We start from the raw sequence: 23,562 nt of genomic DNA, 5'->3' as shown, positions 1-23,562 counted from the left end.
CTGGTTAATGCTACAAAGATATGAAAATAAGTGTATTTTTGGCAATTATTTTTTTGCTAATATCATATTTATAGTATCTTTGCTCCATACTCAAACTATAATCTTATAATTTATTTTATTTACAAACATGAAAAATACGCTATTGGCATTGGCTTTTATGGCAGGAATTCCTGCATTTGCACAGCAGAAAGCAAGTATCGAGATTTATCCTGAGAAAGGAAATCAGATTATCCCGAAAGAAATTTACGGGCAGTTTGCAGAACATCTTGGAACATGTATTTATGGTGGTCTGTGGGTAGGCGAGAATTCCTCAATACCTAACGTTGACGGTTACAGAACAGATGTTCTTGAAGCATTGAAGAAACTGAAGGTTCCTGTATTGAGATGGCCGGGAGGTTGTTTTGCCGACGAATATCACTGGATGGACGGAATCGGACCTAAGGAGAACCGTCCGCGTATGGTGAACAATAACTGGGGAGGTACAGTGGAAGACAACAGCTTCGGTACTCATGAATTCCTCAATCTATGTGAGATGCTGGGTTGCGAACCTTATATCAGCGGTAACGTAGGAAGCGGAACTGTAGAGGAAATGGCAAAATGGGTGGAATATATGACAGCCGAGCAGGGTAGCCCTATGGCGAAACTGCGTAAGGAAAACGGACGTGAAAAGCCATGGAAGGTTAAATATTTCGGAGTAGGGAACGAAAGCTGGGGATGCGGTGGAAGCATGCGTCCTGAGTATTATTCAGACCTTTATCGCCGTTATTCAACATATTGCAGAAACTATAACGGAAATGTTCTGTTCAAGATTGCCAGCGGTGCAAGCGACTATGATTACGATTGGACTGAAACATTGATGAAGAATATCGGTCACAGAATGGACGGTGTTTCTTTGCATTATTACACCGTTACAGGATGGGAAGGTAGCAAAGGTTCGGCTACGGAATTCACTGACGATGATTACTACTGGACAATGGGTAAGTGTCTTGAAATAGAAGATGTGTTGAAACGCCATATTGCCATAATGGATAAATACGATCCTAAGAAACAGATTGCCCTTATGGTTGACGAATGGGGTACATGGTGGGATCAGGAACCTGGCTCTATTCCTGGACATCTTTATCAGCAGAACACTATGCGTGACGCATTTGTAGCTTCTCTTTCACTCGATGTATTCCATAAATATACAGACCGTGTGAAGATGACTAACATCGCTCAGATAGCGAACGTTCTTCAGTCAATGATTCTTACAAAAGAAGACAAGATGGTGCTTACTCCTACATATCACGTGTTCGAGATGTATAATGTTCATCAGGATGCCACATATCTTCCTTTGAACCTTGAATGTAATTACAAGGTAGTGAGAGATAACCGCGAAGTTCCGATGGTGAGTGCAACAGCTTCACGCAAGGATGGTGTGACACATATATCACTGTCGAACGTAAGCCTTGACGAGGAACAGGAAATAACCATTAAACTTGACGGCGAAACACTCAAGTCAGTGTCAGGAAGAATATTGACATCTGAAAATATAGATGACTACAATACCTTTGAAAACCCAAACGTCGTTTGCCCGAAAGAATTCAAGGGAGCAAAGATTTCGAAGAATGTCTTGAATGTGAAACTTCCTGCCAAATCTATCGTAACTTTGGAGTTGAAATAATATTTGAATAATGCAAAAAAATAGAGCGGCGCTTTAAGAAAAGTACCGCTCTATTTTTATATATGTATCAATCAGTCGAAAAGACTTCTGAATTTCTTGAAGATTTTTTCCTTCAGACTGGTGTTAGGCTTGAAACTTTCGGATTCCTGCCATTTTTCGAGTGCCTGACGTTCTTCTTTTGTAAGAGTTTCAGGGATATATACACTTACGTTTACCAGCAGGTCACCTGTTCCGGTGCTGTAGCCGTAGCTGTTGATGTTAGGCAGACCTTTGCCTCTCAGACGGAGAACCTTACCAGGCTGTGTTCCCGGTTCAATCTTGATTTTAGCCTTGCCGTCTATTGTAGGGATTTCCACTGTACCACCAAGCGCTGCCTGAGGAACACTAAGAAGCAGATTATAAATAAGGTCGCTTTCGTCTCTTATCAGTTCAGGATGCTTTTCTTCTTCTATAAGAACAAGCAGGTCGCCTGCCACACCGTTGTGCTTTCCGGCATTACCCTTACCGTTGATGGTAACCTGCATACCTTCTGCTACTCCGGCAGGTATTTTTACTGTAACTACTTCTTCGCCGTAAACTACGCCTTCGCCGTTACATTCCTTACACTTGTTCTTGATGATTTTTCCTTCACCGTTACACTGAGGACATACAGACTGAGTCTGCATCATTCCGAAGATACTCTGCTGAGTACGTGTCACGCTACCTGTTCCGTGACATGTAGGACAAGTCTCTGTTCCGCTGTTTCCTTCGGCACCTGTTCCGTGACAGTGTGAACAAGGAACGTATTTCTTTACCTTGAATTTCTTTTCAGTTCCTTCAGCAATTTCCTTCAGCGTAAGTTTAGCCTTTACCCTAAGGTCTGCACCGCGGAATTTGCGTTGTCTTGGCTGGCCTCCGCCACCTCCGAAACCGCCGAATCCTCCGAAACCGCTGTGTCCGCCAAAGATGTCACCAAACATAGAGAATATATCATCCATAGACATACCCTGTCCGCCGAAACCTCCGTATCCGCCTCCTGCAGCACCGCCTACGCCTGCATGACCGAACTGGTCGTAGCGTGAACGCTTGTCAGGATTGCTCAATACTTCGTATGCTTCTGCGGCTTCCTTGAATTTCTCTTCAGCTTCCTTGTCTCCCGGATTTTTGTCAGGGTGATACTGGATTGCTTTCTTACGGTATGCCTTCTTTATTTCGTCTGCTGTGGCTGTTTTCTCCACGCCAAGCACTTCGTAGTAATCTCTTTTAGTAGCCATATTTGCGATGTGGTTTTATTGTATTATTGAGCAACTACCACTTTGGCGTGGCGTATAACTTTGTCATTCAGTTTGTAACCAGTCTGTACACAGTCCAAAATCTTGCCTTTCTGTGCTTCATCCTGAGCAGGAACAAGAGCTATTGCCTCGTGGAAATCAGTATCGAATGCTTCTCCCACAGGATTCATCTTTTCAAGCCCTTCGTGACCAAGGTTTTTCAGGAACTTCTGATGTATCAGGTCAATACCTTCGTACATAGCCTTAACATCGTCTGCCTTCTGCATGTTCTGCAAAGCACGTTCCAAGTCGTCAAGGATAGGCAGAATAGCCGAGATAGCCTTTTCGCCACCGTTTTTGATAAGTTCGGCTTTTTCCTTCATTGTACGTTTGCGGTAATTGTCAAATTCAGCCGAAAGACGCAGATATTTGTCTTTATAGTCCTCAAGAGCCTGTTTTGTCTCTTCAAGTTCTTTTGCTGCTTTTTCCTCTTCTGAAAGTTCGGCTTCCTTCTCTTCACCTGCATTTTCGGCAGAGTTTGTTTCTTCAGCCTGAGTTTCAGTTTCCTGCTGCTGGTTTTCAGCTTCCTCGTTCTTCAATATTTCTTCTTCCGGATTTTGATTCTGATTTTTATTCATGTCTTTATGTTGTTATTTTATTATTAATCTGTGATTTAAGTGCCGGACTTGCATACGGCTGTTGGCTGTACTACAAAAACCGTGCCTGTAATGTTCTGTATGCATAAACAGCCGCAAAATTACTAAAAAACTGACATACTGACACAAAAAAACTTATAAAAAGCCGTGTTCTGGGAGTGATATGCCTTTCACTGCATTGTAAATTAGTGGGATATTTAGTACCTTTGCACGCAAATTTCAGAATAACAGTATAATTTAGGTATATACATACAAACAAACTTATAAAATGATTACAGTTTCTAATGTAGCCGTTCAATTCGGTAAGAGAGTATTGTACAACGATGTGAACATGAAGTTCACCAACGGTAATATTTACGGTGTGATAGGTGCCAACGGTGCAGGTAAGTCAACATTTCTTAAGGTAATTTCCGGTGAACTTGACCCTACTAAGGGAAGCGTTACGCTGGGACCGGGCGAACGTCTTTCAGTTCTTAGTCAGGACCACTTCAAGTTCGACGAACATACTGTACTGGATACAGTCCTTATGGGACATACTGTGCTTTGGGACATCATGAAGCAGCGCGAAGCACTGTACGCCAAAGAAGATTTTACCGATGAAGACGGAATTAAGGCTGCAGAACTTGAAGAAAAATTTGCAGAACTTGAAGGATGGAACGCAGAAAGCGATGCTGCTATTCTTCTTAGCGGACTTGGTATAAAGGAAGACAAGCACTATATGCTGATGGGTGACCTCAGCGGTAAGGAAAAGGTGCGTGTCATGCTTGCACAGGCATTGTTCGGTAATCCTGACAACCTGCTTCTGGACGAGCCTACCAACGACCTCGACATGGAAACTGTGACATGGCTGGAAGAATATCTTTCAAATTTCGAACATACAGTACTTGTAGTGAGCCACGACCGTCACTTCCTCGACTCTGTATGTACCCACACAGTGGATATCGACTTCGGTAAGGTTAACCTCTTTGCCGGTAACTATAGCTTCTGGTACGAATCAAGCCAGCTCGCACTTCGTCAGCAGCAGAACCAGAAAGCTAAGGCTGAAGAAAAGCGTAAGGAACTTGAAGAATTTATACGCCGTTTCTCTGCCAACGTGGCAAAATCAAAACAGACTACCAGCCGTAAGAAGATGCTTGAGAAACTTAATGTGGACGAAATCAAGCCTTCATCACGTAAATATCCTGGTATTATCTTCACTATGGACCGCGAGCCGGGTAATCAGATTCTTGAAGTTTCAGGACTTCGTGCCGAAACTGAAGATGGAATTGTTCTTTTCAACGATGTAAACTTCAATGTTGAGAAGGGTGACAAGATAGTATTCCTGAGCCGTGACCCACGTGCGATGACTGCATTCTTCGAGATCATCAATGAACGTCGCAAACCACAGGCAGGACACTTCAACTGGGGTGTGACTATCACTACTGCATATCTGCCACTTGACAATACTGACTTCTTCAATTGCGATCTTAATCTTGTTGACTGGTTGAGCCAGTACGGACAGGGCAATGAAGTGGAGATGAAGGGATTCCTCGGACGTATGCTGTTCTCCGGTGAAGAAGTGCTGAAGAAAGTGAATGTACTTTCGGGAGGAGAGAAGATGCGATGCATGATTGCACGTATGCAGTTGAGAAATGCCAACTGTCTTATCCTTGACACTCCTACAAACCACCTCGATCTGGAGTCTATTCAGGCATTCAACAACAATCTGAAGCAATACAAGGGTAACGTGCTGTTTGCATCACACGACCACGAATTCATTCAGACTGTTGCCAACCGTATCATCGAACTGACACCTAACGGTATCATCGACAAGATGATGGAGTACGATGAATACATCACATCAGACCATATCAAGGAAATGCGCGCACGTATGTATGGCGACAAATAATCATTCCATTGATTCAATACCAAACGACAGGGGGAGCAAATCTTTTGTTCCCCTTGTTTCGTATATACAGGCAGTGCCGTACATAAGCATACGGATAGGGCGGTGGTGTCTTTGTTCGGCTTCCAGCATTACCTGTCGGCATGCTCCGCACGGAGTGACAGGCTGTTCTGTGAATCCTTCGCTGTTTGATGCCGCAATGGCCAGTGTTGTTACAGCTTTGTCAGGATATTCAGAACCTGCATGAAACAGGGTAGTGCGTTCCGCGCACAGCCCGGAAGGGTAGGCGGCATTCTCCTGGTTTGAGCCGGTCACTATCGTGCCGTCATCAAGCATGGCTGCTGCTCCTACATTGAAATGTGAGTATGGGGCATAGCTTCTCTTTGTAGCTTCTTTTGCAGCCTCTATCAGTTGTTTGTCTGAATCAGTAAGTTCTTCGAACTGGTATTTTCTTATTATGACTTGTTGTTTTAGTTCTTTCATAGTGTGAAGTTTTTAGGTCTTGTTTAGGTTTCCATCTCCCATCTCACCATTCACCTTATCATATTGAGCTTCCGTAAGGGTACTAATAGTCATTCTTCGCTGAAATAGCAATAATAAGTGAGTTAGTATCCAATACAATGTTTCTCATATTCATTTATATGGAGTACGTTCATGTAGTTGATGGAATTTATCGACTTTTTCCTCATTCAATTCTCCATTCTCCCACAAGCGGTCAATCTCCTTTTGCGCTTGCTTGGCGAAATAGTCAGAAATAGCCTTTTTAAGTTCAGCTAATGCTTCAGGACTGTCCACAAACGACATCATTTCAAGCACTTGCAATTGAGCCGGATTAAAAACTGTCACATTCATATATTTGGATTTATAATCTATATAATGCAAAAGTACAATTTATTTCTTTATTTCCTAATTTTCTTTTAAAAACTTCTCAAACTTCTCAAATGATGTAGCATCAATATCAGAGCTTCTTCATCTTAGCTATATGGCGTTTAATCGTTCTTATGCCTTTCCCTGATTGTGAAGTCAATTCTTCAGTTGTAATTTTAGGATAAGTGGCAACCTGTTCTTCAATCCAGGTATCTAAATCTTCGTCTTGAGGGACATCTTGAGGGACATCTTGAGGGACATTTGCATCCTCTACATAATTTATCTCTATATCAGGATGTTCCTCTATAATGACTTGTTGTTTCAGTTCTTTCATAGTGTGAAGTTTTTAGAAATCTGCAAATGAATTCTTGTACGCTCATTTTCCTGTTTTTTGAGTAAATTTCAAAACTTCCTTTTATATCTTTGAGCCGGATGATTAGGCATAGCATGTTCTCTTTCCAAAAGTCCTTTATTCACCATCACTGGAATAATTTCCCCTTTCAGATATTGTGTACTTCGCCTTATTTCAAGGGCTATTTCCTCTACTGATTTCCAAGTTTGGGTACTATTCTGTATTATTCCAAATAATTCTTTTTGGCTATACTTCTTTTTAATTGTTTTTTGAGTATTTGTCTTAAGATAATCATCATTGGAACTGTTAAGGTTTTCATCCGAACTATTAAGGTTTTCATCTGAGCTGTTAAGGTTTCCATCTGAACTATTAAGATTACTATCTTTATTCAAATGATATGTAGTTCCTCTTCCGATACCGTCAGAAACAAGATAACCTTCAGAACATAATTCTTTCAGCATTTGGAAATATAATAATTTACATATTGCTGTCGGTTTACGAAATCATTTATAAGAGCTTGTATCATTAGCTTCTTTATGATAAAGATACACAGATATAGTATCAAGGTGAACATTTTAATGGAATTATGGTAAACACTCAGATTGCCTACATAAAAGTCATCAACAGGATAAGTGTTCTTCTATAGTTTGTTTAAATACCATTTAAACACTGATTAAGCAGTATTTAAATGGCATTTGAAAATGTTTTGCAAAAGGTTTGCAAAGCCTTATTAATTATAGCACTATTCACAATCTTGCTATTCATTCACTGAACACCTTGCATTTCATTATTATATTTTCAGTTCTTTATTATTTGGTTTTTTATTGAACAAAAAATACGAGTAAAAAATATATATATGTCAAATATAATATGTTGATATTCAGTGTGTATTTGTCCTATTGAACAAATTCTATTGAACAAAGAACAATACTATATATTATATGTGATAAACTCAAAATAAGGATGTTCCAAAGAGTCAATATCCTCTTCTTCTATAAAATCATTATGAACCAAAAATGATTTAATATATAGTTTACGGGCAAATGTAGAAATACCTTCGTAATCCACTTTTGTATAAATACCTGTTTTAGGACGGTTTATCAGACCGGCTTCGATGTACATTGGCATTATGCAATATAGAGCATTGGGCAAAGAACGATTACTAGCGTATATTGAAGACATTTTATTTAGTATGAGCTGTGTTGATACTTCATCCTGAACATGGAAGAATTTTCCAAGGACAACCATTGCATCATATCCAAAACTATATGCAGCATTAATTAAAGATGTAAAGATAATAGCTCTATCATTTTTATGCTTCATCGCTACATAATACTCATTTTTGTGTTCTTCAATAAAAGGGAATAAAGGATTACGTATAGATAATTTTCCTATGATACTACGTGCTTTATTTATTCTGTTGCTCCCTTCATATTCTCCTGAAGCCAAATCTGCTGCAAATTCAGATGAATAACACCCTTCCAAGGCTGCTTTTATAGCCATCTCAATAACATTTGTACTTATTCGCTGATTGATTCCAACAGTTTTTCCCATATTATTTCTTTTTAATTGTGATGAAAGGTATTACTACTTCAAGAAAGTGAGATCCTCCATGAGTTATACATTCATTATTATTAAAACTATACAGATTTCTCCATACAGCACTATTATTTGTCCATTTATCCGTGCGGAGAAGTTGATTTTCAATATCATTATTGGATGATATAAATCCGTCAAGATATTCTTTTTTTGAATAAATTAAGTGGCGTTTGCCCCTGCTCTCTTTTTCAAAAAGAAAAGTTTTTTCTTGTGAAGTCAGATTTCTCCATGGGGAAGTATATACATTACCATGATCTGTAGTTATATATATATGATACCCATTTTCGTGTAATTCTTTTATATCTTTAGCTGTATCGTGTGCCCAATTTTCAGTAAGAAGATACAACTCTTTATTACTGGATGAAGAATGCATTTTTTCATCAAGATCTGTATCTACTAAAGCAATTCTACGATATTGCATGTTATCCATACACAAACTGCCGTGAATATATCCTACTTCATAATTCTGCATTCGGTTTGATGCTTTTTGTTTTGAAGAAGTCCAGAAATCAATCCATAAACTACTTTCAGACTTTGGCGACTGATTATATTCAATAATAGGCGATTCACCTCTGAATATAGCCTGTCTTGATAATTTTGTAATGGATGGAATCCATGAAAGGATTTGATTATCATCAGTTTCTATTTCTAGAAAACTTAGTTCTCTCTTCAGCAAAAGATATTGCCAATAACTCATTCCGTCTATGATTACAAGTGCAACTTTATCTGTTCTGGAGTGCTGATGTAATATATTAGGCAATATTTTATGTACCATTTTAGGTCTTTGAATGGCTGAAGAGTTAATCATTGAAGCATATTTATTATCAATGAACTTTTGAAAATCCTCATTAATGGTTTCTAGAACAGGAACAATATTGTCGTATAAATTGTTCTTGATTGCAGAAAGTAACAAGTAAGATATTTTCTCTATTGTTTCAACTTTTTCCCATTTTAATTGAATTCTATTGAACTCTTTTTTAAGTGTTTCTTCATCTGTGCCATATATGCTATCAGTTTCTTCCAATAATTTAATGGTTTCCTGTGCTGTAAGTGTATTGGTAAACTTCTTTTTGTATATATAAGATGCAATATTGAATGTAAGGTTGTTTGCCTTGAGTAGTACTATCTCATTACATGCAGGAAGTAATTTAGATATCTTAAAAGTTGGTGCTACATAAATATGCATCATAATATCAGGTAGAATACTTTCCACATCGTCATAAATGTAACATACCTTATTTCCGGAGTTTTTATCACTTAGTTCAAAACGTACTCTTAGTTCAATAGAAGACTCAATAGGGAGTAGGAGCAAACCTGACTCTTTGAGTATTTTCTCTTGTGTATCAGGTCTGCTTAAGAAACCATCCGGATTGTTAACGACACTAATCAGATGTGTTTCGGATGTGATGCTATCTATTATTCTTTGTATAAAACTATCCATTTACTCTAACTGTCAAAATCATTGTTACATCTGGGATAATACTTTTTGATTTTTCGAATCCGGCTTGCCAATTCTTTCTTTCTTCTTTTAGCCTTTTCAGTTTTGAATTTCTTATATTGCTAATACCAATTTTGCTAATTCTTTGTTCAGAATAATCTATTGCTCTAACCTTCTTTTCAAATATGCTTTTAAGATTATTTTCTATTTCACATTCCATCCTGTGAAACACTGCATGTAGATTATTCTGTAGAATGGAATTATTGTCAAAATCCAAATTATAAGGCATTTCACCACAATATTCAAATGCATCTTTGGTTTGTACAAGTCTGTTCCAAACATCATTGCCGTATGGAGCGTAAACTTTGCCATTATCTGCCACAAATTGAGCACTGTAGGTTATTTTAGTTTCATAATTGTTCTTGGCAGATATTTTCCAAACAGTGAGGAAACCATTAATGTCATTTCCATCGTGTGATTTTATAACCGGAATTTTCTTTTGGCTATTCCCGTCAATACCATCAAGCAAACGCTTGATATAGGGATGCTGCAAGGTTAAATGTTCACATTCAGGATTAAACCCTATTGATGAAGAATCAAAACATGCGTTTATCTTCTGTCCGTTTATTTCATATTCAGTTATACCTGTAAGTAACTTGTTTATTTTTCCGTTTTCACTTATGGCGTAAAGGTCCAGAAGCTCTTCAAGCCAAACTGGAAGAGGGCTGTATTTTACTTCTCCTGCACTTTCTTTCACAATATCTTGTTCTGAGAAAGATGGTAGCAAACCTTCTGTGGCCTTATAATCGTGTAATTTTTGCCGTATCTCATATAACCAACTCTCACTTGCAAATTCAAATCTTTTAGGGTCGAGTAATGATTGAAGGTAGAGATGATTTACATCTTTCATGTTTATTGTAGAATCCAGCACATCTCCACTTTTATCTATTCCCAGTTCATTCAGTATGGCATCAAGCTTTTCTACAATAATCTCATAAACTCGGGTATCAACAGAGTTGTTTGTTAACATATTATATGCAATGACAGGATGCTTTTGTCCAATACGGTCCACACGTCCTATCCTCTGTTCTATAGCCATAGGATTCCACGGTAAATCATAGTTAAACACGATATTACAAAACTGCATGTTCAGAGATTCGCCTGCAGCATCAGTTGCAATCATGACCTGAGCATTGTTTTTGAATTTTATTAATGCTTTCTGTCGTTCTTGCAAGTCCATGCTGCCATTTATGCCAACTGTGGTAAATCCTGCTTTTTCCAGCTGTTCGGTAAGATAGGCTTGTGTTTTTATGAATTCTGTAAATACCAGAATCTTAAGATTGGAATCATTATATTTGTCTTGCAGAGAATAGATGTTCTGAATCAATGCTGTAGTTTTTGCATCCTGTTCGTTTGCAAGGCAGTTTTGGGCTTCTGTAATAAGTTCTGCTAAAGCAGTTTCTTCATTTATATAGTTTGCATTCGGATATTCCACAGAATAATCTTCTGTGTTCAAATCCTCAAAATCTACAGTTTCTTCTTCATCATAATTACTGATGTCATCTACACAGCCGTTCTGCAAACGCCATAATCTGGTCTGCATGGCAGATAGTATGGCAGCAGTACTACTACTGGCCAGTTTTTGCATCATGACCATTACAAGACCAGTTGCATTCCTGTTGCCGTGCTTAGCTTTTCCAAAACAATAGCGTACGTATTCAGTTACACGCTTATAAAGAGCAATCTGTAATCTATGTTGGTCATTATCAAGATTGACATTTATTCTTACTGTATTTCTGGGTTGGAATAACTTTTTGCCATCATAGTCCACAGCATTACGTTTTTCAGAACGCATTATGTATGGCTCAATTTCTTGAATACTTGGTGTACCTTCCCCAGTAAAAGTATCCGAATCAATTAATTGAAGTACTCTTCTGAAATGATCACTTTTACCGCGATGTGGGGTTGCTGAAAGTAATAGGACATTTGGAACAGAGTTACATAAGGTTTCTGCCATTTGATATCTTGACACTAATGCAGTAGAACCACCCATACGATGGGCTTCATCCAAGATAAGCATATCAAAATCTGCATTTACCACAGACTCAAGACGGTACCTATTGTATTCATCTATTTTATCCTCGGTCCATCCCTGTCTCGCTATCAGTGGCTTTAGTGCATCTGTAGAGACGATAATCTGATTATGCTGTTTCCAGAAGTTTAACTCTTCTTCGGCCTCAAAACTCGCGAATGTACGGGCCATACCGGAAATGAATTCACTGTCATATATGTAAAAGCTTTCATTGAAATGCTCTTTGAGCTCTTGTTGCCATTGAAGCATTGCCGACTTGGGAACAACAAGCAAGATTCGTTTCAGCTCACCTCTTAATTTCTTTTCTTTTATGATAAGGCCGGCTTCGATAGTCTTTCCCATACCCACCTCATCAGCCAGAAGAAATCTTGTCTGTACACCCTGCATTACCTTTTCCAATACTAAAATCTGATGAGGAAGTGGTATCAGACTACTTTCGTATGGAGCAAGTAATCTTTTTTGTGCCATTTCCTCTTTTATTCGTGCAGCTATGGCTACATAACGAAGGTACGACATACCGATTTTCTTATCATCAGTTATATCATCTTCAAGATCAGAGCGCAAAACTTGTACAAAGGTGTTGTCCTCAAGAATATGAATCCATACTGTATCCTTTCCAAATAAAGTCTTGCTGCCTATTATTTCAACACTCTTACCTTTATATTTCATTCTGGTTTAATCTTTAAATCACTACTCTTCCGGAAACGTTTTCCCGTTTGCTATTCCGTTTGCAAATTATGTTTTCTGCAAACGAACCTGCAAACGGAATTGTTTATGATAGCTCTCGTATTCTTCTGTATCTCACGTTGTTAGTTACACTATCCTCCGTTTGCAAAATTTCTCCTTCATTTACTAATTCTGCAAACAAACGGGAAACCTTTGAGCGGTCTTTTTCCTGTAATTTCAGTAACATGCGAGCTTCCGTATTATTTATAGTCTCTATAGAATCCAAATATCTTAAGATTGCCTCCTTTTGTCTAGCCTTTTCCTGTTTTTTTGTGTTGACATATTCAATTTTATCACCCATATTTGCTCGTTTGCTTACATGAAGAATATATGCCAGACCAGATGTTTTGCCTGTAGGTTCTATAAATTCCAAATCATAAAGCTTATCTAATATTGATTGTAACCTGTAAGGACTTATATTAGGTGATAGAGCAAGGTCTGATACTTTAACTTGTTTATTGTTAATAATCTCGGAGAGAATTAGTAATTCATCAAGCTTCATAGGTTTTCCTACCTGGCTTTCATACAATAAAGACAACTCTATGAGTTTTTCTGAAACTACATCTGCCTTTATCCGGAATATAACAGATGTTTCTGTTTCTTCCGGTTCAGGCAATGATTTGCCTTTTTTTAGTAAATCGGTAAATATTTTATCAAATCCACTTCCGGCTTTTTCCGCCATACCAATTTCTCTTAAAATATCCATTACATTTGGATTACGCGGATTGGTTTTTCGTAAGTAGTTTTCTGTGGTCACACCCTCCGGAAATAATCCCGGACTTTCTATTTCCAGATAACCACCATCGTCATATTTCCTAATCTCTACAATCTGTTGTCTGCTTAGGCTCCTGTGGGCCAGTGCATTTATCAACAATTCACGAATTACTATTTCTGAATAATCTTCAACATATTCGCGAAAAAGTCCAAATACATACTCTTTCTGTCTGATTTCAGCTTTTAGTTGAGCAAAGCATTCTTTTGCTACTTCTATAATATTACCCTTATATTCGTAGGGCTTATATGTTCCATCTTCAAAGTAATGAATATATTTTACTTCATAAAACGGCAATTCTTTCAATGCACTCTGATTCCCTACAAAAAGAATACCTGTTGTTGTAGGCAATGTTGCGTTGCCTATTTCTTTTGTCATACCAAGAGAGTCGAGAAAATCTTCCCTAGTCTTATCCAGATAAGGACTGTCAGGGTCTCTTGCTTCTATTAGTCCCAATAAGTTCTGGATACGGGTTTCGTCTATCCATTCACCGGCTATCTGCCATTCTTTTTGATCGTACACTATCAATCCTTTTTCTGACATAATAGTTGCCATTTCGTATGGTTCTATAGGACGATTACCATTGTTACTGCGTATCAAGAACTCCCCGCGGCTTGTGCGATGTAACTGTGACGAGAAAGGAATTTCCAGAACCAGCAAATCTTTTCCTTTTACCTTTATTTTATGAGGTGTAAGTGTTATGGTAGGTTCTGTGCGGTCTTGTACCTGATGAATAAGTTCATAAACTTTTTCGTCATCATATACGAAATTATTGTTTACTTCCTTTGTTCCATCAACTATACCTATAAACAGGAATCCACCCTTGTTATTCGCAAAGGCCACCACATCTCTTGCTGTCTCATCATACTTAGGAGCAAAGTTCTTCATTGATTTGCCAAACAATGTCTTATCCTCAAGTTGTTCCTTGAAATCCATGATATCGCACTCTCCGCGTTCGAGCAAATTATAAAACCATTGAACACTTAACTTTGTATATTTTCTCATATATGAAGTAATATCATTTTATATTCTTGTTGATGCAATGTCATAGTACTGCAACAGAACTTCGTCTTCCTGTAGAAGTGATTCCAGAATATGGTCACCTACGGTTACTATAGCCTGATAGTTCTTTTGCTTGTAGCATTCTTTGAAACCATAGCGCAATACTTCCAGACGGGTATCTTTCATTCTCTTTGCTTTCGGTTTTTGGGCCTGTTCCAGATACATGTTGAATTCCTTCATCATTCTGCGATTTCGGATTATTTCAAGGTCGGCTGCCTTTTCAGGGTCCGGATTACGCCAATTACCTTCTTCATCTTTGATGAAATTTTCTTCAAGGATTGACATTAGTTCTGGAAGAACGTCTCCTTTTTTAGGAGGAAGCATATTCTTCATCCATTCAGGTTGCAAGTCTGAATATGTTTGTGGATTTTGGAGTTCTCTTTTTAACCATTCTATACCTTCTGCTTCACTGCTGATGAATAGTGCCATAGGTACAAAGCCAGAACATTTTTCTTTTTTACGCTCATATTCAATTGCTTGTGATGCTGTGAAGAACATACCGTCTCTTTCTATAAATCGTTCTCTAAGCTGCTTTTGAAACTCTTGGGCATCCATAGGAATGGCATAGCCTTTTTGTACATAGTAGGATATCAGTCTGTCGAATAATATCTTAGGGCTACGTTCAATTACAGCTGTTGTAGATTCTCCTTTGCTTAAATGTACAGGTAAATGTACAAGCAGTTCTTCGATAAAGTCCATAGCTGTTTTGGCTTTATCTTCAGACTTTTCAAATTTCTCTATTATGGCATCAGAAGGTTTATAGCAGGTAATTACTAAGTCTTGCTTTACTGCAGTTGTGGTAGTTACAGCTTTGAATGATCCTTCATGTTTATCTAATGCTGCAACATTTGCGATTACAAATCCAACACTTTGTAAGGCATTTTGAATAGAGTTCCATACAGAAGCTGATGTGTTACTGAATTCAAGTGTAAGCCATTTGCCAGGTTTTAAAACTCTATAGTATTCTTTTAATGAACGATTCATGAGCATTTGATACTCAAAAATACTCTTTTGTTGAGTCTTATTTACTATTGCTTCTTCTTTGTTATTTGTTAAAACATTTATCCATCCCTCCCATATATAATTTAGTTCTGAATACATTAAATTTGAGCCAAATGGAGGATCTGTGAAAATATAGTCTATAGAGTTTGACTGTAATGTAAATATTTTAGTTGCAGAAGATAAACCTATTAATGAATTATTTCTATTAGCATAGTATGATTCCTTAAAATCCTTAATTTTACTTTTTAATAAACAATATGGATTGTATTCTTTATTTAAAGATGGTATATACAAAGTCCCAGATATGTTTCCATACCCTTGAAATCTGAATCTATTCATTAGAGTTAAATTTACTAGTGTCGAAGTGAACCATGTTGTTAATACAGGGTTACCACTTACCAATTCTTTAATCCTAGATAAATATACAAAATTGCGTTTAGAGTAAAATTGATGAATATATTTAATACCAATTCTATCGTTGCGTCTAGATTCATCACCTTCTGGCATTCTATAACTCAATGTGTTAATATTGGATATATTTTCGATTTTTGAGAATATTTCCATATCATATGAATCAACACTCTTCTGAATATGTTTATTGTTATGATCTATAGCATCAAAAAATACTGGAACTTTTTTAACTTTAGAACATGTTTGTTTTAACACTGTATCATATGTACTTTCCCAATGTTTTTGCATTGTTTTTTTTGTTAAAGACATATTACAATGTGGACAATTAAATAAATCTTTAATGATTCTATTGTCCATATCAACCATTCTATCCCATAATATTATTTCCTTTCCACATTGAGGACATACATATACATCACTCCAAACAGTATAATTGATTCTTAACTCATTTCCTTTTTTGTCTAAGGTTGTATACATCCAAGATAACTCTTTTTCAACTTTATCTAAAATATTAAGAGCTTTTTTTTCAAATTCTATTGGATTGAAATACAAATTATAAGAACTTGATATAAGCGATGCTATGGGAGATAAGTCCGTACAAATAGCATGTCTTATACCACTTTTTTTGATATCTTCTTTTAGTTTTAAAACTTCATTTGAAGATGCACACATTTGTGCTGCAACTCCAGTCATACCTGTTCCGCAGAATCCATCAAAAATAATATCTCCAGGTTGCGTGTAATGTAGAATGTATCGCATTATTGCTGTATAAGGAACTTTAGTATGATAAGAATGAGCTAAATAAATAGCAGATTTCTTACCCTCACTAACATCGCTTGCATACGGAACTTTTACCTCAAAGTCCTTCCTACGTATCCCTTCCTTTTCTAATTGAACTTTTTCCTTTTCCCATTCTTCAATAAAATCATTTAGCCAAGGATTGGGGCAAGCCGTATAATAAGGAGGATCGGAGAGATTGATAATATCATCATCCTCTCCAATGGGGAAACCTTCGATTTGTTTCAGCTCCGGCAGTTTTTTGCGAAGCTCTGCACGAAAATACTCACGACGGGCATCTTCGCTTGGGAACTCCATTCCTAAGCAAACAACTTTATCTGGTACAATCTTTGTCTCTTCAATTTCATCATCAAGAAACAATCTTGGGCTTATATCTTTTGAACTCATTTAAATCTGTTTATTTATTTTACTATTATTCGAATATCCTCCTGTAAGTGTCCTCTGCTCTGATTATCAATATAAGCAGCTAAGGCATCAAGAGCCTGCTGTTTGGTCATAGGACGGGAGAATATTTTAAGCATCTCGTTATGATTGATTTCTATCTTTGTAAAACTCCTCTGGAGCTTGTTGATAATATCAATCAATATGCGTGCATACTGCGGATTCAGAGAAATGTTTCCGTCAATGAACTGTTGTATGGTGGATTTCTCTTCCTGAGTAAGCATTTCCTTATTTCTCAGAATGGTAGGGTCTTCCAAGGCATCATGAAAGCCTTGCTCATATTCCGCATAGATTTCTTTCAATTCATCTTTTAAGTCTTCCAGTCCCGGCAATTCATCTTTTTGCATGGCTGGATTAAAGCCATCTACAGATGTAGGCACAGAAAGAATCGCATTCTTGTTGACTGAAGAATTTACTACCTTCAGTAGATTCATCTTCCTCAACCAGTTGTCATATCTTGAAGGATTGATGAATGAAGCATTCTTTATGATGTCGCATAGTTGTTTCTCGGTGCTTAGCATTACCGCACTTTTCTTTCCATGATCTATTTCGCTTATATGAGCTTTCAGATAAGCTTCCATATACCATGTTGCATACCTGTCTTTGAGTGCTTCCAGTTTCAGTTTGTAAGCATCTCTTGCCTGTTTCCCTTTGTTTACTACTTCTTTGATTCCGTCAATGGAAGAGATTATTTCTGTTTTCAAATCATTATCATTTACATTTGATAGAGCAATGCGCAGATATGAAACCAAATCTCTGAATCCATCCAGTTCCTTCATCAAGTTCAAAGTTTCAAACACTTTGCTGCGGGTTTCGGTCATGGCTGTTTTTACAACATCTATCTGCCAGTCGATGTTACGCATCTTGGCTTTGGTATTGTAGCGCTGCATGTGATTACAAATACCTTTCAGACGAACCAATTCTACATCAAAATTGCGGGCATCAGCTTCTGAAATGATTTCTATATCGTTGAGAAAATAATATCCACCTTGAATTTTATGCTGAAGTGTCACTATAATATTCTCCAACTCTGAAGCTTTGGCCAGTAAATCAGCAAAGATGCTGCTATTGGGATTGTCAAGTTCGTTTGTACGGTCCACACCCAGTAAGCCTAAACATATTTCCCTTACAAGAGGGATGTTTATTCCCTTAGGTGGACATACATTGGAGAATGTATAGCAATCCTGTGGATTGAGTTTACTTATGTCTGATATATTGCCGGCATTAATTCGGCTTCCACCTTGTAATACGATTTCAATCTCGCCGAGTGCTGCCATAGTAGCAAGCACAAGCATTTCAAGATCAGCTTCGATATGATAGTCAATCGAGATATATTCATGCGTGTCAGCATAGAAAACTTCCAGAATTTCATCCCGATTCAAAACTTGTCCTCCTTTAGCTTCAAGCTTGTTCTTTATACTTCGGGCATATTCTGAATGTTCGGAACTAAGCCTTCCGTTTTCCCATAATCCAAGTCCCATCAAAATAGCTTCACCATTCCTGTTTATCGTGGTTGGTGATGCAATTTTAGCACGGGCCGAACGTAAGAGGTTTTCTCTGTTTTCATTGGTAAGAGGTTGCTGCAAAGCAGAGAACTTAGGATAATGAGGATTTTCTAGCTCAAATTGTTTTTCCATGATATACGATGTGACGGCACTTACTGCATCTATTTTGGAATCAGCTTGTGCGCCAGGCATACCTTGCATAGGATGCTTGTCACCTATATATTCTACCATGGCTTTAGCCAAAAACTCGTTGTTGAACATATTTCTGGCTTCCTTGTAATATTTCTCGCGCAACTGTTTGTAACGAGGCTTTTCATCTGTGCTTGCACTACCTTCTTGCGAGAGGGCAGAACCATATAACACAATCTTTTGTTTCAGCTCTTCGCTTAAATCATTCATCAGAAAATAAACACTATCCTTTTCTGCAGGTCTTGAAGAATTGCTCGTGTCAAAAATCGGCATGAAGAATATGTAGAAATGTTGTTGTGGCTGAGTAGTAGAACGCTCATTGGGGTTACCCATAAAAATATACCCTGTTCTACTACATTTATGTGATTGCCATTCTATATGATGTTCCCATATTCTGAAGTTTCTGCGATATGTTTCACCCTCAACCGGAAGAACTTCTGAAAGGAACATGTAGAAATATTCATCTTTCTGGCCATCACCCATTTGGGCAGCATAGTCTTTAACTTTCTGTTCGTAGTTAACACCACCTTCTATACGAATATGATATTCGTTGTTTTCTCCTTTAACAAAATATTGTCCGATAGTTGCCGAAACGATAGAATCAAGTACTCGTGTGAACGCCAAATCTACTAGTTCGTCAAAATTTTCGCATGTGATATCTACATGACATAAATCATTTGCCAACGTCTCGGCAGAAACTCCGTTTGGATGGCTTAAATCTGCCTGTAACATTTTTATGGCTGATGCTGAAACAATTCTGTGAGCCAATACCTTCTTTGGAGCAAGTCCTTTGGTGAAGTTTTCTTCTATCTTTTGATTAATCAGTGCTGTGATAGAACTTACTTTGCTTACGTCGGGGTCGGCATTCAAATCTACATTTCCCAGCATATCCTGCCAATAGGAATCATAACAAATGAGACCTGGTTTATCTGTCGGAACCTCGTCGTTTATGATTGTACTGAACTTTTTTGAAAGGGTTTTCAGGACTTCGCGCTGACTTTTACCTATTCGAATGAGTGAGAAATTTTCAAAATATGACGGATGGACAGGGAATAGGTTTACGTATGTTTCCAGATTGTTGTTCATGTGTGGAAACATAGTAGTGAACTGGGAAAGATGTTTACGTATCTGTGCCTTCTGGTGTTCGTTTTTCTGCAACAGTCGTTGCTGTACAATGAATTGTACATCTTCCTTTTGAATAGTCAAATCGACATATCTTTCATTTACATGTCCCAGCATATCTTTGGCAAACTGGAATTCAGGAGAACGGTAAATCAGTTCCTGTACACCGAAAACCATACGGAAATGGGTACGGTCGCTCATCTGTCCAAGAGCTTGCAGTACTTGAAGGTCTCTGTTTAATTTAGCAGGTTCGCTTCTTCCTTTCAGGTATGCCAGCATCTCATCTACCACCAGCATAAAGCCTTTGTCTGGATAGACTTCCTCAAAGGCTGCCAGCATTAACTCTAGTTTCTCAGAATAGGTGCGGGGAGTGTCATCATCCGATATGCGATAATCTATGCCCCATTCTTCTAATGCAGCATCGATTTTGAATGTTATTACTTCCCATAATTCCTGATTATTGCCTAATTCAAAACGATATACCTTATACTTGCCGGCAATTGTCTTTAACCACTCTTTTGCTTTTTCGCTTTGAACCATGTCAAGATAGTCTGCATTTTCGGCTATAATGGAAAACAAAGACATTAAATGAGATTTACCGGTACCATAATTACCTACAATCTGAATTCCTTTAGTCTCTGTTGTTGAGTTCAGATCCAATTTACCACAAATCTGTGGAATAATATAATTTTCAAATGTCTGAGAACAAACAAAGTTCTTTACCAGTTTCTCGCGATAATCTTCGTTATCAAGTTGTCCGAACTTGATAATCTCGTCAATAGGATCGAATTGTATAAGGTCATTATATTTCATTGTAAATTGTTTTATTCGAAATTTCAGTAAGGTTTATTGAGTATGAACTTTTTAAATCTCCTGCCAGATAAAAGATATTGTTTATAACAGTCCCTTCATTTGAATCTATTATAAGGATAAAGGATTTTGCCCAAGAATCTATTTTAGCTCTTAAATTAAACTGTAATGCTGGTTCAAAAAGAATGCCAATATTCTTTATAGCTATGTATTTACCTATATCTTTATCGTTTACAATATTGCTACTGATTATTTTTTCAAGAGCTTCATTTGCAATTAATGATAATCTTTTGTTGTCTATATTAGATTCTATAGCTTTGGATAATTCTTGTCCAATATCAATATATGGTACTTTAATGGAAGAAAAAGGCATAAATAATAATTTATGTCTGGAATCCTTATTTATGTAATTTTCCAGTTTTCTCATGTCTGAATTATTTATATCTTTTTCATTAACAATTAAACTTCATTTCTTGTAGATGCAAAGATAATAAACTGTTTGAAGATTGAAAATATTAACTTAATGTAATTCCTATATCTCCCTCCGTTTTATAGACCGAATGCGGACAAATACAGTCTGGGAAAATAATAACATATCCGTAAGTTTGGTTGTTTCGAAAAATTTAAGCATCTTTACCTCCACACGGCCGTGTCGAGTACTCCACACGAGCGTGCGCAGTACTCCACACGGGCGTGTGGAGATCTTGACACGAACGTGTGGAGACAGACGAATAATTACGTCTGGAAATGTGAAACAAAACAAAGTTTTTAAATTATGGAAATAGAATATGATTTATATGAGAATCCCGGCAATGAAGGAACTGTCAGTCAAAAACTGCATGCCAAGGTAGTGACTAAGGACGTCATTACAACAAAGAATCTTCGTGAGTATATCACAATGAAGTGTACCGCTACACCTGCCGATGTGGTTGCGGTGCTGACAGCCCTAAGCGACGAACTGTATAATGCTTTGAGCGACGGCTATTCAGTACATATTGACGGGCTGGGGTATTTCAGTCTGAGTCTTGGATGTAATTCTGAAGCCGGTTCGGAAAATAAGGCTGATGTTGATGTATGGGTGAGGGGAATAAAATTTGTTCCTGAAAAGGAATTTCTGGAAAAATTTGAAACAGCGAACTTGCAGAGAGTGACAGACAAGTCGCGACACTCGGAGAAAATGACTGATGAGGAAGTGATGAAAAGACTGCAAGGCTATTTTGCCGAAAATGAATATATGCAGCGTAAGGATTTCGAGAAACTGACGGGATTCAATCTGTCAAAATCGTCGAGGTATATAAAACTTCTGGTGGACAACGGTGTGTTGAAGAACATTGCTTCGAAATTCCATCCTGTCTATATCTTTGCAGGAAAGGAGTGACCGTGTCCACCAGAACTGTATTTTACTGTGCGAAGATGCCCGTTTCGGCATAATTGCCCGGGTATTCGTCACACCATGAAGGACCGGTAATCTTTTTGTTCAGAGGTTTGTCCTGAAGAGGAGTGGAGAGTACCTTTACGAAATCCATGTCTATTCCTTCGATAGATGTGTATGGAAGAATTTTTGTTAACTCTTCTGTGGTGATGCCTTTGGGTGCTGTACCGTTCTCCCAGCCTTTTATGCCCGTAACATTTATGCCTGAACACACATTGCCTTCCCATTTCTGATTGGCTGAGTTGCCTTTTTCCTCGTACCAGATAGACTTTGTCTTGTTGTGGGAAGATATATAATTGTTGACAAATGTTATGTCGTGAGGCAATTCTGCTGCATCTCCAAAGGCTTTCAGACGTCTGTCATACATAGGCGCAAGGTTGAATGCTGTTCCTTGTACAGCTATAAAAGTATTGCTCACTACCACCATATCGTATGCCAGAGCGTGTTCGCTTGCTTTCGGTCCGCAGTTGAAATATATACCTGCGTATCCTCTGTCTTTCATCGTTTTAGGAAGATAAAAGAAGTTATTGCCTATAATGTGGTTACTACCCCAGATGTACATGCCGCCATAACCGTACATTTCGTCTGATCCTATGAATATGTTGTTCAGGGCAACCTGCTTGTCGCCATGACGGAAATTAAGTGTTCCGCGACAGTTGATGAATGTGTTGGCGAAATATACATTCTCCATAGATTTGCTTGTCACAATCTCGGCTTCAGAGTCTTGTCTTTCAAACAGGTTGTGGTCTATCAGACATCTTCCGTAGTCTTTGCGCCAGTAGCCTACTCTGATACCGCCTCCGGCATTGCCTTTCTTTGGGGGATTGGAGAAATAGCAATAGCTGATGCGGTGATACATCGGTTTTCCAGGTTCTCCTTCCAGGGTTTTCTTTTTGGTGTTATTAAGATTTATAACCTGATCCTGGGTTGTTTTGCCTACAAATGCACAGTGGTGTATATGGCAATATTGAGGTACATGGCCTGTTTCGTCTAGATTGGTAGATATATATGATGAGTTAGCGTTATCGAAATCGTAGAACAGGCAGTCTGACACTTCGCAATGGTCGGCATAAATGCTTACTATACCAGGGCCGTGAGTTTTCCATTCGCTAGGATTTCTGCTGCCGTCCTTGAAATACAATCCCGACAGGTGGATGTAATCTCCGCGGAGTTCGATTGCTGAATTGCCGGAGATATATGCTTTGCCCGGGTTCTGGGCTTTTATGGTTATCATCTTGTCGCCTGTTCCGTCTGCAGTTACCGTAAGACGTAGGTCTCTGTATGTTCCGTCGGTCAATAGAATAGTATCGCCGGGTTTTACTGTTGCCGCAGCATTTACGAGGTCTTGCGTTGTGCCTACTGTAATGTTTTCAGCCATGACACAGGTGGCAAAGGCCAGTGATGGAAGAATTGATAATATGCGTTTCATTTTAAATTTATTATGAGAAATGATAAAAATATCCGACTGCTTTATAATCAGAATGATTAAG

At 38.0% G+C, this 23,562-nt stretch carries 17 protein-coding genes; 3 read left to right on the top strand and 14 right to left on the bottom strand.

Features of this window, described 5'->3' with window-relative positions:
* Positions 1-127 precede the first annotated feature (127 nt).
* Entirely contained in the window at positions 128-1,663 is a 1,536-nt protein-coding gene (locus OCV82_RS01815; protein WP_154042824.1) for an alpha-N-arabinofuranosidase, read from the top strand.
* Positions 1,664-1,734: 71 nt separating this feature from the next.
* Here OCV82_RS01815 and dnaJ read toward each other — a convergent pair whose 3' ends face one another.
* A complete protein-coding gene (dnaJ, locus tag OCV82_RS01810) occupies positions 1,735-2,916 on the bottom strand; it encodes a molecular chaperone DnaJ (RefSeq protein ID WP_154042823.1) in 1,182 nt (393 codons plus the stop codon).
* A gap of 23 nt (positions 2,917-2,939) precedes the next feature.
* Positions 2,940-3,551 carry a nucleotide exchange factor GrpE gene (locus OCV82_RS01805; RefSeq protein WP_154042822.1) on the bottom strand — a complete coding sequence of 204 codons (612 nt, stop codon included), beginning with the start codon at positions 3,549-3,551 and terminating at the stop codon, positions 2,940-2,942.
* A gap of 286 nt (positions 3,552-3,837) precedes the next feature.
* Between OCV82_RS01805 and OCV82_RS01800 the strand changes: the two genes are divergently transcribed.
* Complete coding sequence (locus tag OCV82_RS01800) at positions 3,838-5,457, top strand: ABC-F family ATP-binding cassette domain-containing protein (RefSeq protein WP_154042821.1); 1,620 nt, start codon at positions 3,838-3,840, stop codon at positions 5,455-5,457.
* Here the strand turns inward: OCV82_RS01800 and cdd are convergent, their stop codons facing one another.
* The 11 genes from cdd to OCV82_RS01745 all read right to left on the bottom strand — a co-directional run bounded on the left by cdd (position 5,458) and on the right by OCV82_RS01745 (position 21,067).
* Positions 5,458-5,937 carry a cytidine deaminase gene (gene cdd / locus OCV82_RS01795; protein WP_154042820.1) on the bottom strand — a complete coding sequence of 160 codons (480 nt, stop codon included), beginning with the start codon at positions 5,935-5,937 and terminating at the stop codon, positions 5,458-5,460.
* Between the two features lie 150 nt (positions 5,938-6,087).
* Entirely contained in the window at positions 6,088-6,306 is a 219-nt protein-coding gene (locus OCV82_RS01790) for a dephospho-CoA kinase (protein ID WP_154042819.1), read from the bottom strand.
* 106 nt (positions 6,307-6,412) lie between these two features.
* Entirely contained in the window at positions 6,413-6,655 is a 243-nt protein-coding gene (locus OCV82_RS01785; protein ID WP_262542774.1) for a hypothetical protein, read from the bottom strand.
* 68 nt (positions 6,656-6,723) lie between these two features.
* A complete protein-coding gene (locus tag OCV82_RS01780; RefSeq protein WP_154042818.1) occupies positions 6,724-7,134 on the bottom strand; it encodes a hypothetical protein in 411 nt (136 codons plus the stop codon).
* Between the two features lie 469 nt (positions 7,135-7,603).
* Positions 7,604-8,227: a hypothetical protein gene (locus tag OCV82_RS01775; protein WP_154042817.1), complete on the bottom strand. Its 624-nt coding sequence runs from the start codon at positions 8,225-8,227 to the stop codon at positions 7,604-7,606.
* A 1-nt stretch (position 8,228) separates the two neighbouring features.
* The gene (locus OCV82_RS01770) at positions 8,229-9,713 is read right to left on the bottom strand and encodes a PglZ domain-containing protein (protein WP_154042816.1); all 1,485 of its coding nucleotides are present in this window, start codon (positions 9,711-9,713) and stop codon (positions 8,229-8,231) included.
* Positions 9,706-12,471 carry a DEAD/DEAH box helicase gene (locus tag OCV82_RS01765; protein ID WP_154042815.1) on the bottom strand — a complete coding sequence of 922 codons (2,766 nt, stop codon included), beginning with the start codon at positions 12,469-12,471 and terminating at the stop codon, positions 9,706-9,708. Before OCV82_RS01765 ends, OCV82_RS01770 begins: the two co-directional genes overlap by 8 nt.
* A 103-nt stretch (positions 12,472-12,574) precedes the next feature.
* Positions 12,575-14,305 (bottom strand): RNA-binding domain-containing protein, encoded by a 1,731-nt coding sequence (locus OCV82_RS01760; protein ID WP_154042814.1) that lies wholly within the window; start codon positions 14,303-14,305, stop codon positions 12,575-12,577.
* An 18-nt stretch (positions 14,306-14,323) separates the two neighbouring features.
* Positions 14,324-16,960: a site-specific DNA-methyltransferase gene (locus OCV82_RS01755; RefSeq protein ID WP_262542768.1), complete on the bottom strand. Its 2,637-nt coding sequence runs from the start codon at positions 16,958-16,960 to the stop codon at positions 14,324-14,326.
* A gap of 14 nt (positions 16,961-16,974) precedes the next feature.
* Entirely contained in the window at positions 16,975-20,643 is a 3,669-nt protein-coding gene (locus OCV82_RS01750; protein ID WP_154042813.1) for a DUF6079 family protein, read from the bottom strand.
* Positions 20,633-21,067, bottom strand: a complete 435-nt coding sequence (locus OCV82_RS01745; protein WP_154042812.1) for a hypothetical protein — start codon at positions 21,065-21,067, stop codon at positions 20,633-20,635. Before OCV82_RS01745 ends, OCV82_RS01750 begins: the two co-directional genes overlap by 11 nt.
* A gap of 348 nt (positions 21,068-21,415) precedes the next feature.
* Here OCV82_RS01745 and OCV82_RS01740 point away from each other — a divergent pair, with 348 nt between their 5' ends.
* A complete protein-coding gene (locus OCV82_RS01740; protein WP_154042811.1) occupies positions 21,416-22,018 on the top strand; it encodes an HU family DNA-binding protein in 603 nt (200 codons plus the stop codon).
* A 22-nt stretch (positions 22,019-22,040) separates the two neighbouring features.
* On the opposite strand, the gene OCV82_RS01735 is transcribed toward OCV82_RS01740, so the two are convergent.
* Entirely contained in the window at positions 22,041-23,501 is a 1,461-nt protein-coding gene (locus OCV82_RS01735; protein ID WP_154042810.1) for a chondroitinase-B domain-containing protein, read from the bottom strand.
* Positions 23,502-23,562: the final 61 nt, after the last annotated feature.

This window comes from Bacteroides cellulolyticus, from assembly GCF_025567135.1.
GTDB lineage: Bacteria > Bacteroidota > Bacteroidia > Bacteroidales > Bacteroidaceae > Phocaeicola > Phocaeicola cellulolyticus.
Note: the sequence above shows the minus strand (reverse complement) of the source record. Positions and strands in the feature narration are given on the sequence as shown.

Bases quoted from the DNA above. Each gene is read 5' to 3' on its own strand.
- OCV82_RS01740 (WP_154042811.1), top strand. From the start codon at position 21,416: ATGGAAATAGAATATGATTTATATGAGAATCCCGGCAATGAAGGAACT.
- OCV82_RS01775 (WP_154042817.1), bottom strand. From the start codon at position 8,227: ATGGGAAAAACTGTTGGAATCAATCAGCGAATAAGTACAAATGTTATT.
- OCV82_RS01735 (WP_154042810.1), bottom strand. From the start codon at position 23,501: ATGAAACGCATATTATCAATTCTTCCATCACTGGCCTTTGCCACCTGT.
- OCV82_RS01815 (WP_154042824.1), top strand. From the start codon at position 128: ATGAAAAATACGCTATTGGCATTGGCTTTTATGGCAGGAATTCCTGCA.
- cdd (WP_154042820.1), bottom strand. From the start codon at position 5,937: ATGAAAGAACTAAAACAACAAGTCATAATAAGAAAATACCAGTTCGAA.
- OCV82_RS01745 (WP_154042812.1), bottom strand. From the start codon at position 21,067: ATGAGAAAACTGGAAAATTACATAAATAAGGATTCCAGACATAAATTA.
- dnaJ (WP_154042823.1), bottom strand. From the start codon at position 2,916: ATGGCTACTAAAAGAGATTACTACGAAGTGCTTGGCGTGGAGAAAACA.
- OCV82_RS01805 (WP_154042822.1), bottom strand. From the start codon at position 3,551: ATGAATAAAAATCAGAATCAAAATCCGGAAGAAGAAATATTGAAGAAC.
- OCV82_RS01750 (WP_154042813.1), bottom strand. From the start codon at position 20,643: ATGAAATATAATGACCTTATACAATTCGATCCTATTGACGAGATTATC.
- OCV82_RS01765 (WP_154042815.1), bottom strand. From the start codon at position 12,471: ATGAAATATAAAGGTAAGAGTGTTGAAATAATAGGCAGCAAGACTTTA.
- OCV82_RS01800 (WP_154042821.1), top strand. From the start codon at position 3,838: ATGATTACAGTTTCTAATGTAGCCGTTCAATTCGGTAAGAGAGTATTG.
- OCV82_RS01770 (WP_154042816.1), bottom strand. From the start codon at position 9,713: ATGGATAGTTTTATACAAAGAATAATAGATAGCATCACATCCGAAACA.
- OCV82_RS01790 (WP_154042819.1), bottom strand. From the start codon at position 6,306: ATGAATGTGACAGTTTTTAATCCGGCTCAATTGCAAGTGCTTGAAATG.
- OCV82_RS01755 (WP_262542768.1), bottom strand. From the start codon at position 16,960: ATGAGTTCAAAAGATATAAGCCCAAGATTGTTTCTTGATGATGAAATT.
- OCV82_RS01760 (WP_154042814.1), bottom strand. From the start codon at position 14,305: ATGAGAAAATATACAAAGTTAAGTGTTCAATGGTTTTATAATTTGCTC.
- OCV82_RS01785 (WP_262542774.1), bottom strand. From the start codon at position 6,655: ATGAAAGAACTGAAACAACAAGTCATTATAGAGGAACATCCTGATATA.
- OCV82_RS01780 (WP_154042818.1), bottom strand. From the start codon at position 7,134: ATGCTGAAAGAATTATGTTCTGAAGGTTATCTTGTTTCTGACGGTATC.